Below are 19,762 nucleotides of genomic sequence, written 5' to 3'. Positions count from 1 at the left end.
GCGCCGTGGCGGACGCGTGGCCGCGGCCGCTCGCGCGCGGCGTGACCGCGGGATATCGTCGTCGCGATCCCCATCCGCGCCCGCCATCCATGGCGGCGCGCCCGTGCCGTTCCCGCATTCCGGAGCCCTGCGGTGCCGATCCTCTCCCCTCCCCGCTCGCGCCACGCGTCCGTCCGCGCCGCCGCCCTCGCGGTCGGCGTTCTCGCGCCCGTCGCGCTGCTCGCGCAGGCGCCCGCCACGCCCGCCGCGAACGCCTCGTCCGCGAACGCCTCGTCCGCGAACGCCTCGTCCGCGAAGCGGCCGATGACGTTCGTCGACATGCAGTACACGCGACAGGTCGGCGGCGTCGCGCTCAGCCCCGACGGCAAGCTCGCGCTCTACACGCTCTCGTCGCCGGACTGGAAGGAGGCGCGCTCGCAGTCCGACATCTACGTCGTCAGCACGACGCGCGGCGTCGCGAGCGGCAAGCAGCTCACCTACACGCGCGACAAGAACGAGACGAACCCCCGCTGGGCGAAGGACGGCAGCTGGTTCGTCTTCGCGTCCAACCGCGAGGCGCCGGCCGCGCAGGGCCAGCAGCAGCAGCTCTACCTGATGCGCCCCGACGGCGGCGAGGCGCGCCGCGTCACCGACGCGAAGGACGGCGTCTCGACGTTCCAGTTCAGCCCCGACGGCGCCTGGCTCGTCTACCGCAGCGGCAAGACCGACGAGGAGCAGCTCTACGCGGTCCCGGTCGAGCGCCTCGCCGCCGGCACGCCGCTCGACTCGCTCAAGCCGACCGCGCTCACCAAGCACCCCACGGGCGTGGGCCTCTGGCGCTGGAGCCCCGACGCGAAGCGGATCTACTTCGTCACCGCCGACACGGTGGACCGCGACGAGAAGCTCCGCACCGAGAAGCGCTTCACCGCCACCATCCGCAACGCCGAGCAGCCGACGTCGTCGCTGTGGGCGCTCGACGTGGCGGGGAAGAAGACGACGCGCCTGACGCGCGACACGTCGTACTCGGTCACCAACTTCTCGCTTTCCGACGACGGGCGCTGGATCGCCTACACGGGCATCGCCAACAATCGCTACAAGCGGAACGTCACCGAGCAGAACATCAACGGCGATGCCTACCTGCTGGACACGCAGGGCGGCGCGATCGAGCGGCTGACGAACAACGAGGAGGTCGGCGAGAGCCTCCCCTCCTTCTCGCCGGACTCGAAGTGGATCGCCTTCTCGGCGTCCGACGACATGACCGGCTACAACATGAAGAACGCGCGCGTCTACCTGCGCGCGGTCGGCGACAGGGGCGGACAGTGGCGGAAGCTCGGCACGAACCTCGACGGCGACGTCAGCGTCGGCTGGTGGTCGAAGGACGGCCGCACGATCTACTTCAATGAAGGCGTGAAGGCGACCAACCAGCTCTTCGCGCTCGACGTCGCCAGCGGCAACGCGCGCCAGCTGACGCACGAGAAGGCGGTCGTCAACGTGGACGAGGACGAGGACACCAAGCGCATCCTCGTCAACTACGCCGACCCGACGACGCCGAACACGGTGTTCCTCGTCCCGTCGATCGACCAGGTCGCGCGGCGCGCCAGCTGGGTCCAGCTCACCGACGCCAACCCGCAGCTCCGCAACGTCGCCCTCGGCGAGCAGACGGAGATCACCTGGACGTCCACGGACGGCAAGCCGGTCGGCGGCGTGCTGGTGAAGCCGGTCGGCTACGAGCCCGGCAAGCGCTACCCGCTGCTGGTCGCGATCCACGGCGGCCCCGCCGCGGCCGACATGCTCGGCTTCAACGGCGGCTACGGCGCGCAGGTCTACGCCGGTGCCGGCTGGGTGGTGCTGATGCCGAACTACCGCGGCTCGACCAACTACGGCGAGGCGCACAAGAACGGGATCGTCGGCAACTACTTCGACCCGGGCTACCAGGACATCATGACCGGCGTCGACAAGCTGATCGCCGACGGCCTGGTCGACAGCACGAAGATGGGCGCGCTCGGCTGGAGCGCGGGCGGCCACTGGTCCAACTGGATCCTCACGCACACGAACCGCTTCAAGGCGATCTCGTCGGGCGCGGGCACGTCCAACTGGATCTCGATGTACGCGCAGAGCGACGTGCAGCGGAACCGCCAGTACTACCTCGGCAACAAGCTCCCGTACCAGGACTTCGACGCGTACTGGAACCAGTCGCCGCTGAAGTACATCCAGAACGCGAAGACGCCGACGATGATCCACGTCGTCGAGGGCGACCCGCGCGTGCCGAGCCCGCAGAGCGTGGAGCTGCACATGGCGCTGAAGAAGCTCGGCGTGCCGACGGAGCTGTACATGTACCCGGGCAACACGCACGGCATCCCCGACCCGCGCAACCGCCTCGTGAAGAGCGTGGCCGAGAAGGCGTGGATGGACTACTACGTGCTCGGGAGCGGGCGGAAGTTCGCGTGGCGCGACGTCCTGAAGACGCTCGAGGACACGCCCGGCACGCCGCCCGCGCCGACGGCGGTGGGCGCGACGGGGAGCGGGAGCGACGCGCCGTAAGCGAACGGGCAAGCGTGGACAGGATGGCGGGATGAACCCGGAGGCTCCGTGCGGCGCGACGTCCATGCGCCTGCGGAGCCTCCGAGTCACCCTGTCTCATGCCGCTCAGGGTTCCCGCGCACCGGATCCGAGCGACAACGGCAACGGCAGCAAGGATGAAAGTCTGACAAGATCTGATAACGACGGATGGCTCCGGTGGAGTGCGATCGACGTCGCACCACGCGGAGCCATCCGTCGTTATCAGATCCTATCCGATCTTCATCCTTGCAATGCCTTTCGCATTTCCACAGCCGGCCGCCCTCACCTGGCGCCGATTCTGGTCTGGAGCTCCTGCGCCATCCGCAGATGCTCCGCGACCCTCGGCCGCACCTGCGTCTCGAGCGCCGTCTTCAGCTCGGCCTGCTGCGCGCGCTGGATGGCCGCGTCCACCAGCGCCAGCGTGCGCGCGTGCGCCGCGACCTGCTGCGCGACGTAGGCGGCGTCGAACGACGACCCCGCCGCGCCGTGCATCATCCCCGCGTGGCGCATCGTCGTGTCGGTGCGCGCCATCGTGGAGTCCGTCCGCATCGCCGTCGAGTCCGGCCGCGGCGTCATCGGCATCGCGGTCGAGTCGGGCCGACGCATCGTCGTCGAGTCCGTCCGCATCATGCTCGGCGCCGTGCCCGTCGGCAGCGCCTGCAGCTCGCGCATCTGCAGCTGCGGCAGCGCGCTGTCGGGCAGCATCGGCGTGACGTTCAGCCGCTGCGCGAGCGCCGTCGTCTGCTGGTCGAGCGCGGTGTGCTCCTGGACCATCCGCGCCGCGAACGCGCGCACGGCCGTGTCGGTGGCCTGCCGCTCCGCGCGCCGGCCGGCCTCGATCTCGCCGACGTTCGCCTCGTGCAGCAGCGCCATCGCGTGCGCCTCGGTGGTCATCGCGCCGACGATCGGCGCCACCGCCGCGCGCGCGGCGTCCATCGGGCTGCCCGTGGTCGAGTCGGGCGGCGTCATGGCGGGCGTCGGCGTCGGCGTCGGCGCCATGCGCGCCGTCGTGTCGGTCGCCGGCGGCGTCGCCGCGGGCGTGGGCGTCGGCGTCTGGGTCTGCGCCGGCGCGCGGGTCGTGCGGGCCGGCCGCGGCGCGTCCTTCGTCACGCGCGGCACGACCTCGCCGCCGACGCTGCGGGTGACGCGGCGCGTGCTGTCGCGCGCGCGGTCGCGCGCGGCGCGGCTGGTGTCCTGGGTGGCGCGGGTCGTGTCGGTCGAGCTGGGCGGTTGGGCCCGCGCGGGTATGGCGCCCCCCGCGAGCACGGCGGCGAACGCCACGATGCTCCATGGGGCGAGTCCGGTTCGCATGCGCACCTCCAGTGCGTGAGTCGGACGCGCGCCGCAGCGCGCGTGCCCGCACCGGAAGCGGCCCTCGACGCCGATGCCGCCGATCGTGCGCCGCGCGTGACCCGCGACCGCACGCCCCCCGCACTGTGTCGCGGCGTTCGTGTCAGGTGGCGACGAACGCCGTCAGGCCGCGCGGCGCGGCCCGCCCGACGCGCCGGGCCGCGCGTTCGGACCCGCGTTCGGCAGCGCGCACAGCGCCAGCACCAGCGTCTCCAGCAGCTGCTCGTCCGACGACAGGCGCGTCTCCTTCAGCGACGCGTCCGTCTCGAGCAGCAGCGCCAGCGCCCGGTCGAGCGACGGCGCGGTCCACCGGTCGACGTTCGCCGTCCACGCCTTCGTCGCCTCGCCCCACGGCCGGCCGACGTAGGAGCTCGGCGCCTCCTTCAGGAGGTTGAAGTACTCGCCGTTCAGCGCGCCCGGCGACGCGCCCTGCGCGCGGCGCGCCTGCCCCCAGGCCAGCGCGAGCATCTGCGTCGAGAGCGCCATCACCACGACGACCGCCGACGCCTTGGGCTGCGCCAGGACGTGCCCCACGAGCGCGGCGGCCGTGCGCGCGTCCTGCCGCGCGACCGCGTCCAGCAGGTCGCCCATCGTCTCGCCGCGCCGCACGCCGACGACGGCGCTGACGGCCGCCTCGTCCACGACGATCGGCGCGCCCGCATCCGCGCCCGCCGCGTCGCGCTCGCCGCGCACGTAGCTCACCACCTTGTCCAGCTCCGCCGAGAGCTGCTGCAGCTCCGCGCCGACGCCGCCCTGCAGCAGCCGCACGGCCTCCGGCGTGATCGTGGCGCCGAGCTCCGCCTGCGCGTGGTGCGCGATCCACTTCGCCACGCGATCCTCGTTCAGCGGCGCGAACTCGTACGCCTCGGCGCGCTCGCACAGGCCCTTGTCCGCCTTCGTGCCCGCGGGCGTGAGGAGCAGGAGGACGGTGTCGGACGCGGGCCGCTGCAGGTACCGGTCGAGCGTGCCGCGCACGTCCTTCTTCAGCGCGCCGACGTCGCGCACGACGACCATCCGCCGGTCGGCCATCATCGGCGGCGTCGCCAGCAGCCCGTCGAGCGTCTGCGGGTCGAGCTCCGCGCCGCGCCGCACCTCGAGGTTGAAGTCGCGCGTCGCCGGATCGACCACCGCCGCCACCACCTGCCGGACGGCGTCCTCCTTCAGGAAGTCGTCGTCGCCGTGGAAGTAGTAGGCGTGGGCGAAGGCGCGCGCCTTGAGCGCCGCATTCAGCGGTTTGTGAGGCGTCGTGGACACGAGGTGGAACTTAACGGCGGAGGACGGAACGGCGGAGGACGATGGAGCGGAGGACGATGGGGCGTGAAACGAAACCGCGGACCTTCCAAGCTCGAAGCGTCAAGCCGAGAGGTCCGCCTTTCCGTTTCACGCCCCATCGTCCTCCGCCGTTCCGTTCTCCGCCCCATCGTCCTCCGCCTCATCGGATCGCCACCTCGGAGTCCTCCCCGGTGAGGAGCCCGACGCTCACGATCCGGTGCCCGCCGGTGTCCGCGACCAACGCCCGCCCATCGCCGATCGCCAGCCCCGCGGGTTCGTGGAAGCCGCGCCGCCACGTCGTCACGCGCCGACTCGCCGGGTCCAGCCACTTCAGCGCGTCGTTGTAGCCGTCGGCGATCAGCAGCCGGCCGTCGGGCGCGTGGGCCACGGCCTGCGGATGCTGCAGCCGCACCGCGTCGCCCTCGCCGTCCGCGTCGCCGAAGTCGAACAGCCCCGTGCCCACGAGCGTGCGCACCGCGCCGTTCGGGGCCGCGTCGGCGACGCGGATCGCGCTCGACTCGGCGTCCGCGAACCACACCGTGCGGCCATCCGTCGCGAGGCCCATCGGCTGCGCCAGCAGCGCCTGCAGCAGCGGGCCGTCCATCAGGTCCTCGCCGCGGCCGCCCGCGTGCGCGCTCGCCGCACCCGTCGCCGGATCGACGATCCACAGCTGGTGCGTCCCCGCCATCGCCACGAACAGCGTCGCGCGGCCGTCCACCTCCGCGAACGCGACGTCCCAGGGCGACGCCATCGCGCCCGCGGCGCGGTCGGCCGCGGTGCGCAGTCGCGCGCCGGTGCCCGCCAGCGTGCGCACGGCGCCCGTCGACCGCGAGACGGCGCGGATCGCGTGGTTGCCCGCATCGGCGACGAACAGCACGTCGGCGTGCGCGCCCGTCCCGAACGCGAGCCCCTGCGGCCCGTCGAACGTCGCGCGGTCCGCAGGGCCGTCCGCGCGCGCCGCGAGCTGCGCGCGGGTGGCGCCGCTCGGCGTCGGGCCGAAGATGTCACCAGTGGCGGAGGTCGCGACGCCGCGGCCGACCGCGTGCTCGATGGTCAGCGTCGCGCCGCGATCGTCCAGTCGTCCGATGAGCACGCGGTGCCGGCCCGTGTCGGCGATCGCGAGCCGCCGCACGCCGCGCGCGTCGGGCGCGGAGACCGCGACCTTGCCGGGAAAGCGGAGCGCCGCGTCGGGGAGCGGCGCGGACGTCGATGCCGCGACGTGCGGCTCGGCGCGCACGAGCGTGCCGTTCGCGTCCGCCTCCGCGATCAATCGCTCGATCACCGGCGCCAGCTGCGCGGCCGTCAGCTCGCCCGCCTGCACGCCGACGACGTAGCCGCGCGTGTCCACCAGCGCGAGCGTCGGCCACGCGCGCACCGCCCACGCGCGCCAGGCGCGGAACTGCCGGTCGTTCACCACCGGGTGCGTGACGCCGAGCCGCGCACAGGCGCGCGCCAGCCTCGGAGTCTCGCGCTCGGCGATGAACTTCCCGCTGTGCACCCCGACGACGGCCAGCTCGCGGGGGAATCGACGCTCGAGCTCCCGCACCTGCGGGAGGACGTGGAGGCAGTTGATGCAGCCGTACGTCCAGAAGTCGAGCAGCGTGATGCGGCCGCGCAGGTCGGGCAGCGCGAGCGCGCGGCCGTCGGCGTGCGGCGCGTGCGGCGCGTGCAGCCAGCCGAGCCCCGCGGGGAAGTCGGGCGCGCGCACGACGCGCGGCACCGCGAAGGGATCGGTCATCGGCGGCGTGGGGGGGCGAAATGGGAGACGGGAAGCACGAAATGCGCCGTGCGTTCCCGTGCGCTTTTCGTCACGAAACGGGCCTTGTGCAATCGAGGAACAGATGAACAACATCCGCCTCCCGTCGGACGGCCGCACGCGGCGACGCGTCGCCGACGGGACGGATGCACGCTGCGCCGACTCCGAGCGCGCGCCTCGCGGCGCGACCGGTCGGTGGTGCGACGGAACGCCGGACCGCACGACACGCACGACACACACGACACGCACGACACGCACGACATCCGCACGACACGCACGACACACGCTCGTCGACCCTCGTCGGCATCCGCCGACGCGCTCGTCGTGCGCCCGGCCGGTTGGCCGGACGCGTTCTCCCCCCGCCGGAGGTCTCGCGCTCGTGTCCCGTCGCCAAATCCGTTCGTTCGTTCCTGCGGCCGCCGCGGCCGCCCTCGCGTTCCTGGCCGCCTGCGCCGACTCCTCCGTCGCGCCGCCCAGTCAGGACGACACGGGGCTGGGGGGCCCCGCCTTCGCCCGATCCGCGGCCCAGGACGTCGAGGCCATCGTCGAGGGCGAGGTGCTGGTCGGCCTGCGCGAGGGTGCCGACGAGGCCACCGTGGCCCGCGAGCACGGGCTCGCGCTCGGCCGCCAGGGCTACGGCGGCGCCTACCGCGTCGTGCTCACGACGCGCGGCAACGAGCGCGCGCTGGCCGCGCTGCTGGCGCGCGATCCGCGCGTCGCCTACGCGGAGCCCAACTACCTGCGCCAGGTCGACGCCGACTCGCGGCTGTGGGCGTTCTACAACCCGGGTGGGCTGAACATGAAGTTCAGCGACCCGGCGGACTCGCGGTACGGCACCTTCATCCCGTCGTCCTACGCGTCGACCGCCGACGCCGACGAGGACGCGCTCGCGAACATCGGCGTCGGCGGCGCTGCGGTGACCATCGGCTCGATCGACACCGGCGTCGAGATGGGCCATCCGGAGTTCACCGGCCGCCTGATCGCGGGCCGCGACTGGTACTCGAACGACGACAACCCGAACGACACCCCCGACGAGGGCCACGGCACGCACACGACCGGCACGATGGCCGGCACCAACGTCGGCGTCGCCGGCGTGACGGGCGCCGCGCCGAACGTGAAGGTCCTCGTGCAGCGCGTCTGCGGCGCCAACGGCTGCCCGACGTCGGCGATCATCAACGCCATCAACGCCGCCGCCGACTACATCGACGCGAACGGCAAGCACCTCGTCGCGATCAACCTCAGCCTCGGCGGCCGCACGGAGTCGACGGGCGAGCAGAACGCGATCCTCAGGGCGAAGACCGCGGGCGTGCTCGTCATCGCGTCGGCCGGCAACTCGGGCTCGGGCAAGGTGGCCTGCCCGGCGTGCGACCCGAACGCGATCTCGGTGTCGTCGACCACCTGGCAGGACCAGCTCGCGGGCTACTCGCAGTACGGCTCGGGCCTCGACATCTCGGCGCCGGGCGGGTACTGCTACTCGAACACGACCCCCGAGGGCTGCATCTTCAGCGCGGTGTCGAACGGCTACACGGAGGGCCCGGTGAGCGGTCCGATCAGCGGCGCGCCCTATGGCTGGATGCAGGGCACGTCGATGGCCGCGCCGCAGGTGACGGGCGCCGCCGCGGTCGTGGCGTCGAAGACGGGGCTCCGCGGCGCCGATCTGCGCGCGCGCCTCGAGTCCACCGCCGACGACAAGGGCGCCGCCGGCTACGACACGAAGTTCGGCAACGGCCGCCTGAACGTGTACCGCGCCGTCACCGGCAGCTCGGCGCCCGCGGGCCAGTAGCCGCTCGGCAGCTCCTTTCCGGACGACGGGCCGCGCGCGAACGCTTGCGCGCGGCCCGTCGTCGCGTTTCCTCTGTGCGGTGACCGCACCCGACGCCACCGCGCCCGAGGGGCGCGCGCCCGCGCACCACCGCCCCGACGGCGGCTTCCGCAATCCGTGGCCCGGCGGCGAGCGCGCGGGCGTCGGCGGGCTGCTGCGCTGGATGCTCGTCGAGCGGCGCGGCGGCCCCGTGGTCGATCCCGCGCGCATCGCGGCGGCCTATCCGCGCGCGACGCCGGCGTTCGACGCGCCGCGCGCGCGGCCCGCCGCGCTGACCGCGACCTGGATCGGCCACAGCACCTTCCTGCTGCAGGTCGGCGGCTGGAACGTGCTCGTCGATCCCGTCTTCGGCCCGCGCGCGTCGCCCGTGCCGTTCGCCGGCCCGCGGCGCTACACCGCGCCGGGCATCGCGCTCGACGCGCTGCCGCCGATCGACCTCGTGCTGCACTCGCACGACCACTACGACCACCTCGACGCGCGCTCCGTGCGCGCCCTCGCCGCGCGCCATCCCGCCGCGACGTGGGTCTGTCCGCTCGGCGTCGCGGGCACGCTGGCCGCCCTCGGCGCGCCGGTGGCGGAGGAGATGGACTGGTGGCAGACGCGCGACGTGGGGCCGCTGCGCGTGGGCTGCGTGCCCGCGCAGCACTTCTCGGGGCGCGGGCTCGGCGACCGTGACCGCTCGCTGTGGTGCGGCTGGACGCTGCACGCGCGCGCCGCGGACGTCGCGGACGTCGCGGGTGGCGCGCCGGCGCCCGGCATCTTCTACTCGGGCGACACCGGGCTGCATCCGGAGTTCGCGGCGATCGCGCGGGCGCACGCGCCGTTCGCGCTCGCGCTGCTGCCGATCGGCGCCTACGCGCCGCGCTGGTTCATGCGCCCGGTGCACTGCGATCCCGACGACGCCGTCGCCGCCTACGCCGCCCTCGCCGACGCGCAGGCCGAGTCGCACCCGACGCTGCCGCCGCCGACGCTGGGCGGGATGCACTTCGGGACGTTCGTGCTCACCGACGAGCCGGTGGACGAGCCGCCGAAACGGACGCGGGCGGCGTGGGTGCGGGCCGGACGCGCGCCGGACGGTCTGTGGATCCCGACGCATGGAGAGACCTGGCGGGCGCGCTGACGCGGTGAACCGGTACTGCGGAGGACGGAACGGCGTGGAACGATGAGGCGGAAGACGGAAGGGCGTGAAACGCGAAGGCGGACCCCTCGGCTCGATGCTTCGAGCTCGCAGGGTCCGCCTTTCCGTTTCACGCCTCATCGTCCTCCGCCCTTCCGTCCTCCGCCGTTCAGTCCTCCGCTGTTCCAGTTCTAGCGCGTGATCGCCACCGGCCGCACTTCCAGGTGCAGGTTGTGGTTGATCCGCAGCCCCGCCACGCCGTCGGTCGGCACGCTGCCCGCGGCCACCGCGTACACCGGCGTGTCGCCGACGAGGAAGCGCGTCGAGTCGGCGTCGGCGCGCACGGCGAGGTCGTACGTGGCGCGGCCGCTGCCGTCCTGCTTCGCGACCGCGGGCGCGGCGGTCCAGCCGCGGACGTCGCGCGTCTGCGCGCCGTCGCGGACGCGGATCAGGTACTCGCCGGTGCCGCGCACGACGAAGTACGTGTAGCGCTGCGCGGGGCCCTGCAGGTCCTGGCCGCCGACGAACAGCCCGAACGCCTCCGGATGCGACGGCGCCTCGAGCTGCGCGACGCGCGCGCGCGCCGTGTAGCGGCCGCTCGCCGTGTCGCCGGCGGCCCACACGACGTGCGCGGGCCCCGTCTGCACCTCCCACGCGCCGCCGTCGCGCGCGGTGTAGCGCGCGCCGGTGATCGCGTCGCTCTCGCGGTCCGTGCGCGCCGTGTAGCCCGCGGGCACGCCCGCGCCGCCGGCCGCGGCGCGCGTCGGATCCGCCTCGCCGGCCGTCGCCGCGGCCGTCGCCGCCGAATCGCCCGCGCGCGCGCTGTCGCCCGCATTCGTGCGCGCCTCGCCGCCGCACGCCGTCAGCAGCGCCGCCGCGCCGCACGCCAGCCCGATGCTCGTCCGCATTCCCGATTCTCCTGCAGTCGCCTGCATCCCGCGTGACCGGCCGGACGCCCCGTGCGTCCGGCGCGCCGCGAATATACGGCCGCCGTGCGCGCGTGCGCAGCCGCCGCGTGCGCGCGGCGCGGCGGTGTTTTCGCATCCTGACGTCTTGCGCACACGGCGGTCGGCGTCGTAGGTATTAGCCGCCAGGTGCGACGATTTCGCGCCCGGTGACAGCCATCACCCGCGCGCGCGGAGTTTTCGGGGCGTCACGTCGCGCAGTGCGCCTAATTCTTGCACAGGCGCGGGACACACCTCCTCCAACCAGGAGATCACGCATGGCGACTCGATCGAAGTCCACCGGCAGCACCCGCAAGAGCGCCCGGAAGAGCACCCGCAAGTCGGCGGGTGGCGGCGGCGGCGCGAAGCGCGGCTCGACGAAGCGCGCATCGGCGAAGCGCGGCGCGGCCAAGAAGTCGACCGCGAAGCGCGGCACGGCCAAGCGCGCGTCGGCCAAGAAGGCGACGGCGAAGAAGTCCACGGCGAAGCGCGGCACCGCGAAGCGTGGCGCCGCGAAGCGCGGCTCGTCGACGGCCGCGAAGCGTGGGGCCGAGAAGCGCGCGGCCGGCACGCGCAAGGCGGGGATGAAGTCGGCGTCGAAGCGCGGCGGGGCGAAGCGCGCGTCGGCCAAGAAGGCGACATCCAAGCGCGGCGGCGGCGCGAAGCGGGCGGGCGGCGGCGGCGCGCGGAAGAGCGCGCGCAAGAGCACCCGCCGCGCGTCCTCGAGCTCGGGCTCGTCCGACAGCGGTTCCAGTACCGGTCGCGCGGCACTGAAGCGCGTCGGCCGCGTCGCCAGCGAGATCGCCAGTCAGGCGACCGAGCTGGCGCAGACGGTCGGCGAGAAGGTCACGGCGCCGATCAACGAGATGGTCCGTCGCATGACCTGACGCGGCGCTCCGGCGCCCGTCGTCCCGCCGTCGAGGCGTCCCGCGCGACTATCGCGCGCGCGGGGCGCCCGCGGCGTCGGCCGCATTCGCGGCCGCATTCGCGGCCGCATTCGCGGCCGCATCGGCGGCATGTGCCGCCTCCACCGGATCCACCACGTCCACCGCGTCCGCGACGAGCCCGGGAAGCGGCGCGGCCGGCGCGGGGCCGGAGGCGTCGGCGCGTGAGGGCATCCGCGTCACGGTGTGCACCGGCCGGCGCAGCGCCAGGACGAGCGTGCTGCCCACGATCGTCGCCGCGCCCGCCGCCGTCCACGCGCTCGGCCGCTCGGCGAACACGAGCCAGCCCCACGCCGCGGCGAACACCAGCTGCAGGTAGCCCACCGCCGTCGCGCGCGCCGCGCGCTCGCGCTGCAGCCCGCGCGTCAGCTGCACCTGCGCCAGCTGCGTCGCGACGCTCATCGCCACCAGCACCGCCCACTCGCGCGCCGTCGGCCATACCCAGCCCGCGACCGCCATCGGGATGGTCACCGGCACCGTCACCAGCGGCAGGTACAGCGTCACGCGCTCCGCCGGCTCCGCGGTGCCGATCCCGCGGATGATGACGTACGCCGTCGCGCTCCCCACGGAGCCGAGCAGCGCCACGCCCACCGCGCCGAGCGGGATCGCCGCGCCGAGACCGAGGAGCGCGGCGGGGCGCACCACGAGCACCACGCCGACGACGCTCGCCGCGAGGCAGAGCAGCTCGCGCCGGCCCACGCGCTCGTGCAGCAGCGCCGCCGCCAGCATCGCCGCCCAGATGGGGTTCGTGTACTGGAGCAGCGTCGCCTCGGCGAGCGGCAGCCGCACCAGCGACGCGTAGAAGCAGGTGAGCCCCAGGCAGCCGAACGCGCCGCGCCAGAGCAGCGCGCGCTGCCGCGCGGCGTCGGGGCTGCGCACCGCGAGGCCCGCGCGCCGCAGCGCCGCCCAGCTCATGCCGAGCGTCAGCACCGCGCGCACGAGCACCAGCTCGTGGCTGGGCAGCCGGCGTCCGCCGAGCTTCACGCACAGCGCCATGACGCTGAACCAGAACGCGCTCAGCGCCATGTGGCGCAGACCGCCGCGGGCGGGCGGCGCAGGGACGACGGCGGCGGTGCTCACGGACTCGGGACGACGCGGTGACGGGGGATCGTCGTCCAAGGTAGTCGGTGCGACGCACCGCCCCGCGGGGCGACGGCCGCCCTGGGTCACCCGCCCCATGCTGCCGTCGCCCCGCGGCGCGACCGTGCGTCACGCCCTCCTCCCGCCACCCGCACGCCGCACGACCCGTGATCCCCGCACGCCCCGCCCACGCCGACGCACCGCCCACCGCCCTCGCGAGCGACGCGAGCGACGCGAGCGACGCGAGCGATGAAATCGCGACGATCGTCGCCACCTGCGGGCTGACGCTGCGGCAGGCCGCGGTCGCGCGGCTGGTGGCGCGCGGGATGACGAACCTCGAGATCGCCGCGGCGCTGGGGATCAGCCGCTACACCGCGCGCAACCACGTCGCGGACGTGCTGGCGCGGCTCGCGGTCACGTCGCGGCGACGCGTGGCGGGCGTGCTGCGGGAGCGCGCGCTGGCCCGGCGCTGAAAGCGCGCGCTGCGGACTGCGTGGCCGGCACCGTCGCGCCGGACCTCGGTGGCTTGTGGAGAGGGTCCGGATGCTTCGGATCGCGACGGATCGTTCGGATCGCTCCTCATCGTGCACGGAGCGTCGCCGCCATGAGGGACGATCCGACTGATCCGTTTCATCCGAAGCATCCGCGCCCCTCGCCAATCGGAGGAGGGGTCCGGCGCGACGGTGCCGGCCACGCAGCCCTAGCTCCCGACCTCCCGCACGTCGCCCGAGGCGGGAATCTCGACCTGATAGCCGCGCGCGCCCAGCAGCGCCGCGAACGCCTCCTGCGCGGGCGGCTCGCCGTGCACGAGGTAGACGTGGCCCAGCTCCGGGGATGCCGCGCGCACCGCGTCCAGCCACTGCGCGAGCTCGGTGCGGTCGCCGTGCGCGCTGTAGCCGTTGAGGATTTCCACCCGCGCGCGCAGCGGGACGTCGTCGCCGAAGATGCGCAGCAGCGGCCGCCGCTCGACGATCCGGCGCCCGAGCGTGTGCTCGGCCTGGAAGCCGACGATCAGGATCGTGTTGCGCGGGTCCGACGCGCCGTGCATCAGGTGGTGGAGGATGCGCCCCGACTCCGCCATCCCGCTGGCCGAGATGATCACCATCGGCCCGACCTGCGCGTTGAGGGCCTTCGACTCCTGCACGTCGCGCACGTAGCGCACGAGCCCGAACTGGAACAGCTCGCGCGTCGCGTTGACGAGCGCCTCGCCGCGGTCGTAGACGTCGGGGTTCGCCGCGAACACGCCCGTCGCGTCGACGGCCAGCGGGCTGTCGATGACGATCGGGATGCGCGGGATCTGGTCGGCCTTGAACAGCTCGTGGAGGTCGTACACCAGCTCCTGCGTGCGTCCGACCGCGAACGCGGGAATGAGCACGCGTCCGCCGCGCGCCGCCGTCTCGCGCACGATGCGGCCGAGCGTGTCGCGGGCGCTCTCGTACGGCGGGTGGTCGCGATCCCCGTACGTCGACTCGAGGATGACCGCGTGCGCGCCGCCCGGCGGCTCGGGGTCGCGGATGATCGGCAGCCCGCTGCGCCCCACGTCGCCCGAGAAGACGAGCCGCGTCGTGCGGCCGTCCTCCACCGCCTCCAGCACCACCGACGCGGAGCCGAGGATGTGGCCCGCCTCGAAGAACATGCCGCGCACGCCCGGCGCGACGTCGAACCACCGCCCGTACGGCACGCCGACCATGAGCTGCTGCGTGCGGACGGCGTCCTCCTTCGTGTAGAGCGGCTCGACCGCCTCCTTGCCGCGGCGCGTCAGGAACTCGGCGTCCTTCTCCTGGATGTGCGCCGAGTCGCGCAGCATGATGCCGCAGAGGTCGCGCGTCGCGGCCGTCGCCCAGATGTTCCGGTCGTAGCCCTCCGCCACCAGGAAAGGGAGCCGGCCGGCGTGGTCGATGTGCGCGTGCGAGAGCACGATCGCGTCGATCTCCGACACCGGCAGCGGAAGCCGTAAGTTCTTCTCCTGCGATTCCTTGCGTCGCCCCTGAAAGAGGCCGCAATCGAGAAGAATCGTCTTCCCGTTCGCCCGCACGATGTGGCAGCTGCCGGTCACCTCGCCGGCAGCGCCGGAGAACTCGATTTCCATGCTCGACTTGGAGGAGAGTGAGAATACCCGTACTGCGCCGCGTACCTCGCGTGATGGTGTCATGCGCACCGTTACGCAGTAAGGGTTTGTGGCGTGACTCGACACCATCTTCGTGCGGTTCTACGGAGCTGTCCTGACAACTTCCGGGAGAACGTCCTAAGTACGTCGGCAGAAGAGCTATGGGGTGCGTGGGTCCCAGCAGGAGTGGCCTCTGCACCCCATTCGCCTCGATCAGCTCAGCGCGGAGCTGCACGCTGAGCTCGACCACACGGACCGGACCGCCAAGGACAGCCGGCTCCGGATCCGCGCCCTCATCGTGCTGCTCGTCGCCGATCACGGAACAGTCGCCGACATCGCTGCAGTCCTGACGAGCCCCCGCAGAATCGCCGGCGATGCACTTAGTGGTCTGACCCCGAAGTCCGATGCCAGTACGCCCGAGCCCGAGTGGATTGGGGCCAGATCCAAGCTTGTCGGCGACCTGGCGATACGCGGGTAGCGTCACTGCCACGCTCTTGCGCCATCGAGCGGGGGCACCAGATTGGCGCGCGCGGCGCCGTGACACGCCGGATCTGACCGCGCCATACGGCGTCGCGCGAGTCCCATCGGGCTTCGACCGCCTCGGGAGATCCCTCATGCGCGCGCCGTCCCGGCTCTTGGCCGTCGTCAGCTTTGTCGGGCTGGGCGCGGTGCCCGCCGCCGCCCAGAACCTGCTCACCAACTCGGGATTCGAGACCGGGACATTCGCCGGCTACCTGGTCGGTGGCACTGCCACCCAGTATGGCGTCGCGATCGCCGGCACCGTCGTGGGTGGCACGCATGCGGTGTACGGCCGCTCAGAGGTGGCAGCGCGGTCCGGACAGTTCGGCGCCTACGCTCTCGTCTGCCAGAGCCGCGACGTGCTTGAGGGATGCCTCGACGGGCCGGAAGTGCTCACGCTGACGCAGACGGTGGCGGTCACGCCAGGCGCGCAGTACGAGTTGGGCCTCTGGGTCGGCGCGCGCACGCCGGGCAGCGGGTTCGGCGTGTCGGTGCAGAACGGCTTCTTCCAGCTCTACGTCGACGGGCTCGGGCTCCTTGGCCCGTCCCCCTTCGTGTTGCCCGGCGACGGCACCTTCCAGCGCGTCGCGGCGTCCTTCAGCAGCGGCACCCGCGCGAGTGTCACCGTCACATACGCGCTCACGGGCAGCGGCACGGGGCGCGCGCTCCTCTCGGCCGACGACCTGTTCGTCCAGGTCGTGCCCGAGCCGAGCGCGGTCGTGCTCCTGGGCGGCGGGCTGGCGCTCGCGGGCGTCGTTCGACTGCGTCAGCGCTGGTCGGAAGGTCGGCATCGCGGCCCGCGACGCGATCTGACGGACGCCGAGGGTCGTGCCGGCCGTGGGCGGGGTTCACACTGGATGGATCCATGCCGCACGGCTCGCAGCCCGCTCGCATCGTCCTCACGCCTGGGGAACACGAGGCCCTGACGCGTTGGGCACGGGGGAGTATGGCCGAGGCGCTCGCGCTGCGCGCCCGCCTCGTGCTCGTCTGCGCCGACGGGCCCCTGCTCGGGCTCTGGCTCATTCAGCCGACGTCGCGCCACGTCCCACCCAACCCGCCCGATCGAGCCCCCCCGCAGTCGACCGCTCGGATATGGCGTGAGACCGAGCAATGCCGCCGCGACTTCAGCCATCGTGCTGAAGGAGCCGGGGCCTGCGAGGTAGTGGTCTGCCCCGAGCTCCGCGTCTTGCGCACCCCATCCCTCCACGTAGTGCGCGATTGAATCGTTTGGGGTGTTGCCAAGCCAGGCACTGGAAAGACCACCGGCACCGTCGACTTTCCGCTGGCCGTCTGCACGAGTTCTTCGCCAACCGACGCGTCGAGGCGGGTGGCCGACAGCGTGCGCGCAGCGACGTCCTTCAGCACCTGCACATCGTTCCACGCAGCGGTGAGCGCAGCTGCAAGAGGCTCCGACTCCTCGCGCGCCACCGTGAACGCCCGCTCTCGTTTGGCCTCTTCGACTCTCAGACGCTCGAGCTGCAAGCTCGCTTTGCTCTGGAGGCGCGTGACCCGTTCGGCCCGGATCCACGCGACGACAGTCGCAGTCACGCTCGCCACAGCTGCGGCGACCGGTACGAGCCAACGGAAAGACTTGGGGGGAGGCCAGATCGGGCATTCGAGGTGGTGTCAGCGGTTGGCCGGCGATGTTGGCGTCAGGCCCCCGCGCGAGCCATCGCGTCGCGGGCCGCGTCCTACTGCCCGAGCGCCAGCGCGGCCCCGAAATCCGTGACAACTTCCGTGACGACGTCGCCGGTCTGCCATGCCTGCGGCTTGTCACGGGATGTGCACGTCATGAGATGGACGCCACGCGGGCAAGCGGATATATGCCGTGAGCATCATCACTGGCGAATCGATGCCGTCGAAGCGCCATCCACCATGCTGCGATCACGCAGGCCCAGACCAGACTACTGCTGGATGTGCGCCGAGTCGCGGAGCATGATCCCGCGCAGGTCACGGGTCGCGGCCGTCGCCCAGATGTTGCCGCGGTAGCCCTCGTTCACGAGGTACGGCAGCCGCCCCACGTGGTCGATGTGCGCGTGGCTCAGCACCACCGCGTCGATCTGGTCGACGGGGAGCGGCAGGCGCCGGTTCTTCTCCTCCGACTCGCGGCGCCGGCCCTGGAACAGCCCGCAGTCGAACAGGATGGTGCGGCCGTTGGCGCGGACGATGTGGCAGCTGCCCGAGACCTCGCGGGCAGCGCCGGAAAACTCGATCTGCATGAAGGAGCGCCGGAGTCGGAAGTGGCACGACGAGAAACCGCAGCGTAACTGGTCGTTCGCACGCGATCACGTTCGCGGTCTCGATCGCGACAGGCCACGGAGACCCGACCTCCCAGCCTTTCCGTCTCGGCGACAGCTCCACGACGAGGGCGGCGCAGCCGACGAGAAGATGCGTGCTCGCGAGGACCGGCGGCAACCGCGATCCGACGCCTGCTCGCTTCTCCGTCGGGCATCTCGCCTGCACTCGGCGCGCGGGGGTGCGACCGGTCACCGATCACGTCGCTTCATGCGCATCGTCGCTCGTGCTTGCATGCCGTGCAAGGGCAGCACTATGGTGGCCCACGGCCCGAGCACCGGGCTTCCCGCATGGCCCGGATCGGCGTTCCTCACGTCGCCCGGCGTGGTGCTCGGCACACGCGCCTGCGACGCCACGCGGCACCGCAAGTCGTGGCGGTGGCCCACCTTCACGGAGGCCTCCCGATGCGCCGTCCTGCCACCCTCCCGCTCCCGCACGATCGGTCTCCGTGCGACCTGCGGCCGTGCGATGCGTGCGCGGCATCCCGGCGCGATGCAGCGCACCGGCCCCCCGCGCGCGGCACGGTGCGTGGCCCGCGGGCGGAGCGCGCGATGCGACAGCACGCGGCGTGGCGCACGGCACGCGCGGCAGCAGCGACGGCCACCATTGGCCTCCTGATGATCGCCTGTACGGATCCGATCGCCCCACGCGGCGCGCGTACGACGGCGGGGAGCGCGGCTGCCGCCATCAGCAGCGCTGCAGTCGATGTCGACCTCGGAACTACGCTCGTGACGTTCCGTGCGCAGGACGTTCCGGCGAACTTCGAGGCGCGCGTCGCGGCGCTCGGCGGCAGGGTCGTGCTCACGGTGCCGCAGATCGGCGTTGCCTCCGTGATGGTCGGCGAGGCTGGCGCGGCGTCGCTCGCCGCGGCGAGTGACGTGCTGGCCGTCGGCCCCGAAGCGGCACCGACACCTGGCGGTGTGCAGCTGCGCGGGCCGACGGCACCGGCCGGACCGCCGATCGACTTCCTGAGCGAGCCGCTCGGGTTCCTGCAGCAGTGGCACCTCGAGCTGGTCGGGGCGGACGACGCGCTCGCGGCAGGCCGCACGGGCGAGGGCGCCCTCATCGGGGTGATCGACACCGGGATCTACTACGACCATCCCGACCTGGCACCCAACTACGCGGGCGGCCGGAACTTCTTCGCGCCCTACTGCGCCCTCGACCCGCAGCGCCTTCCGAGCACGTGTGATCCCGACGACCCGGTCGACGACCTGTTCCACGGCACTGCAGTCGCGGGCATCATCGCAGCGGCAGCCAACGGCGTCGGCATGGTCGGCGTGGCTCCGAAGGCAAGGCTGCTGGCCGCGCGGGTCTGCGGGCGCACGGTCGGCTGTCCGGAAGCGGCGCTGCTCGCCGGGATCGTGTACGCCGCGGACCAGCGCGTCGACGCGATGAACATCTCGGTCAACGGCTACCAGCTCATCGCGCGGCGGTACAGCCCGATGTTCGCCGCGTTCCAGCGCGCGGTCGCCTACGCCCACGCGCGCGGCGCCCTCGTCGTCGCGGCCGCCGGCAACGAGGATTTCGACCTGAACCATCTCGGCCAGTACGCTCCGGGCCTTCCCGACGCGCTCAAGCAGCTCTGGAACCAGGGCACGCTGCTGCTCGTCAGCGGCCTGGGGCCCGACGCACGACCTTCGACCCTGTTCGGGACGGTGTTCACGAATCGCGGCATGATGATCGACCTCGCCGCGCCGAGCGGCACCTTCCCCGAATTGGAGTCGCTGGTCTGGAGCACCAGCTCACCCCTCGGCCCGGATCTCCCGGGAGTCCTGTGGACCGGGTTCATCGGGACGAGCTTCGCGACGCCGCACGTCACCGGCGCCGCTGCGCAGGTCGTCGGCGCCTACGGACACATCGGGCCGAGTCGCATCGCGGCGCGGCTCCGACAGACCGCGACTGATCTGGGCAAGGTCGGACACGACGAGGTGTACGGGGATGGGCTGGTGAACGTCGCGGCGGCCGTGGGACTTCCGATGTGGTGAGAGCGTCGCCGATACGGGTGTCCGTGCGCACCC

At 72.9% G+C, this 19,762-nt stretch carries 14 protein-coding genes; 7 read left to right on the top strand and 7 right to left on the bottom strand.

The features are described from left to right. Positions 1 to 132 precede the first annotated feature (132 nt). Positions 133 to 2,520 (top strand): S9 family peptidase, encoded by a 2,388-nt coding sequence (locus rosag_RS07420; protein WP_284349429.1) that lies wholly within the window; start codon positions 133 to 135, stop codon positions 2,518 to 2,520. A 300-nt stretch (positions 2,521 to 2,820) separates the two neighbouring features. Here the strand turns inward: rosag_RS07420 and rosag_RS07415 are convergent, their stop codons facing one another. From rosag_RS07415 to rosag_RS07405, 3 genes are all read right to left on the bottom strand, one after another. After that, the gene (locus tag rosag_RS07415; RefSeq protein WP_284349428.1) at positions 2,821 to 3,849 is read right to left on the bottom strand and encodes a DUF4142 domain-containing protein; all 1,029 of its coding nucleotides are present in this window, start codon (positions 3,847 to 3,849) and stop codon (positions 2,821 to 2,823) included. Between the two features lie 162 nt (positions 3,850 to 4,011). Next, positions 4,012 to 5,142: a DNA polymerase III subunit delta gene (holA, locus tag rosag_RS07410; protein ID WP_284349427.1), complete on the bottom strand. Its 1,131-nt coding sequence runs from the start codon at positions 5,140 to 5,142 to the stop codon at positions 4,012 to 4,014. A gap of 178 nt (positions 5,143 to 5,320) precedes the next feature. Continuing rightward, positions 5,321 to 6,898: a thioredoxin-like domain-containing protein gene (locus rosag_RS07405; protein WP_284349426.1), complete on the bottom strand. Its 1,578-nt coding sequence runs from the start codon at positions 6,896 to 6,898 to the stop codon at positions 5,321 to 5,323. A gap of 397 nt (positions 6,899 to 7,295) precedes the next feature. Between rosag_RS07405 and rosag_RS07400 the strand changes: the two genes are divergently transcribed. Both rosag_RS07400 and rosag_RS07395 read left to right on the top strand, forming a co-directional pair. Continuing rightward, positions 7,296 to 8,699 (top strand): S8 family peptidase, encoded by a 1,404-nt coding sequence (locus tag rosag_RS07400; protein WP_284349425.1) that lies wholly within the window; start codon positions 7,296 to 7,298, stop codon positions 8,697 to 8,699. Positions 8,700 to 8,778: 79 nt separating this feature from the next. Beyond that, on the top strand, positions 8,779 to 9,858 hold the full coding sequence (locus rosag_RS07395; RefSeq protein WP_284349424.1) for an MBL fold metallo-hydrolase: 1,080 nt from the start codon (positions 8,779 to 8,781) through the stop codon (positions 9,856 to 9,858). Positions 9,859 to 10,046: 188 nt separating this feature from the next. On the opposite strand, the gene rosag_RS07390 is transcribed toward rosag_RS07395, so the two are convergent. Continuing rightward, positions 10,047 to 10,763 (bottom strand): hypothetical protein, encoded by a 717-nt coding sequence (locus rosag_RS07390; protein ID WP_284349423.1) that lies wholly within the window; start codon positions 10,761 to 10,763, stop codon positions 10,047 to 10,049. 314 nt (positions 10,764 to 11,077) lie between these two features. On the opposite strand from rosag_RS07390, the gene rosag_RS07385 reads away from it, so the two are divergent. Next, positions 11,078 to 11,686, top strand: a complete 609-nt coding sequence (locus rosag_RS07385) for a hypothetical protein (RefSeq protein WP_284349422.1) — start codon at positions 11,078 to 11,080, stop codon at positions 11,684 to 11,686. 48 nt (positions 11,687 to 11,734) lie between these two features. On the opposite strand, the gene rosag_RS07380 is transcribed toward rosag_RS07385, so the two are convergent. Beyond that, entirely contained in the window at positions 11,735 to 12,823 is a 1,089-nt protein-coding gene (locus tag rosag_RS07380) for a DMT family transporter (RefSeq protein WP_284349421.1), read from the bottom strand. A 167-nt stretch (positions 12,824 to 12,990) separates the two neighbouring features. Between rosag_RS07380 and rosag_RS07375 the strand changes: the two genes are divergently transcribed. Next, positions 12,991 to 13,296 (top strand): helix-turn-helix domain-containing protein, encoded by a 306-nt coding sequence (locus rosag_RS07375; protein ID WP_284349420.1) that lies wholly within the window; start codon positions 12,991 to 12,993, stop codon positions 13,294 to 13,296. A 227-nt stretch (positions 13,297 to 13,523) separates the two neighbouring features. Here rosag_RS07375 and rosag_RS07370 read toward each other — a convergent pair whose 3' ends face one another. Continuing rightward, complete coding sequence (locus tag rosag_RS07370; protein ID WP_284349419.1) at positions 13,524 to 14,912, bottom strand: MBL fold metallo-hydrolase RNA specificity domain-containing protein; 1,389 nt, start codon at positions 14,910 to 14,912, stop codon at positions 13,524 to 13,526. A gap of 632 nt (positions 14,913 to 15,544) precedes the next feature. Between rosag_RS07370 and rosag_RS07365 the strand changes: the two genes are divergently transcribed. Beyond that, on the top strand, positions 15,545 to 16,375 hold the full coding sequence (locus rosag_RS07365) for a PEP-CTERM sorting domain-containing protein (RefSeq protein WP_284349418.1): 831 nt from the start codon (positions 15,545 to 15,547) through the stop codon (positions 16,373 to 16,375). Positions 16,376 to 17,353: 978 nt separating this feature from the next. Here rosag_RS07365 and rosag_RS07360 read toward each other — a convergent pair. Beyond that, on the bottom strand, positions 17,354 to 17,668 hold the full coding sequence (locus rosag_RS07360; RefSeq protein WP_284349417.1) for an MBL fold metallo-hydrolase: 315 nt from the start codon (positions 17,666 to 17,668) through the stop codon (positions 17,354 to 17,356). A gap of 366 nt (positions 17,669 to 18,034) precedes the next feature. Between rosag_RS07360 and rosag_RS07355 the strand changes: the two genes are divergently transcribed. After that, positions 18,035 to 19,729 (top strand): S8 family peptidase, encoded by a 1,695-nt coding sequence (locus tag rosag_RS07355; protein WP_284349416.1) that lies wholly within the window; start codon positions 18,035 to 18,037, stop codon positions 19,727 to 19,729. Positions 19,730 to 19,762: the final 33 nt, after the last annotated feature.

Source organism: Roseisolibacter agri (assembly GCF_030159095.1).
GTDB lineage: Bacteria > Gemmatimonadota > Gemmatimonadetes > Gemmatimonadales > Gemmatimonadaceae > Roseisolibacter > Roseisolibacter agri.
Note: the sequence above shows the minus strand (reverse complement) of the source record. Positions and strands in the feature narration are given on the sequence as shown.

What these genes read in the sequence shown, in the direction of transcription:
- rosag_RS07415 (WP_284349428.1), bottom strand. Translation starts at nt 3,849, where the DNA reads ATGCGAACCGGACTCGCCCCATGGAGCATCGTGGCGTTCGCCGCCGTG.
- rosag_RS07390 (WP_284349423.1), bottom strand. Translation starts at nt 10,763, where the DNA reads ATGCGGACGAGCATCGGGCTGGCGTGCGGCGCGGCGGCGCTGCTGACG.
- rosag_RS07405 (WP_284349426.1), bottom strand. Translation starts at nt 6,898, where the DNA reads ATGACCGATCCCTTCGCGGTGCCGCGCGTCGTGCGCGCGCCCGACTTC.
- rosag_RS07360 (WP_284349417.1), bottom strand. Translation starts at nt 17,668, where the DNA reads ATGCAGATCGAGTTTTCCGGCGCTGCCCGCGAGGTCTCGGGCAGCTGC.
- rosag_RS07370 (WP_284349419.1), bottom strand. Translation starts at nt 14,912, where the DNA reads ATGGAAATCGAGTTCTCCGGCGCTGCCGGCGAGGTGACCGGCAGCTGC.
- rosag_RS07355 (WP_284349416.1), top strand. Translation starts at nt 18,035, where the DNA reads ATGGCCCGGATCGGCGTTCCTCACGTCGCCCGGCGTGGTGCTCGGCAC.
- rosag_RS07365 (WP_284349418.1), top strand. Translation starts at nt 15,545, where the DNA reads ATGCGCGCGCCGTCCCGGCTCTTGGCCGTCGTCAGCTTTGTCGGGCTG.
- rosag_RS07385 (WP_284349422.1), top strand. Translation starts at nt 11,078, where the DNA reads ATGGCGACTCGATCGAAGTCCACCGGCAGCACCCGCAAGAGCGCCCGG.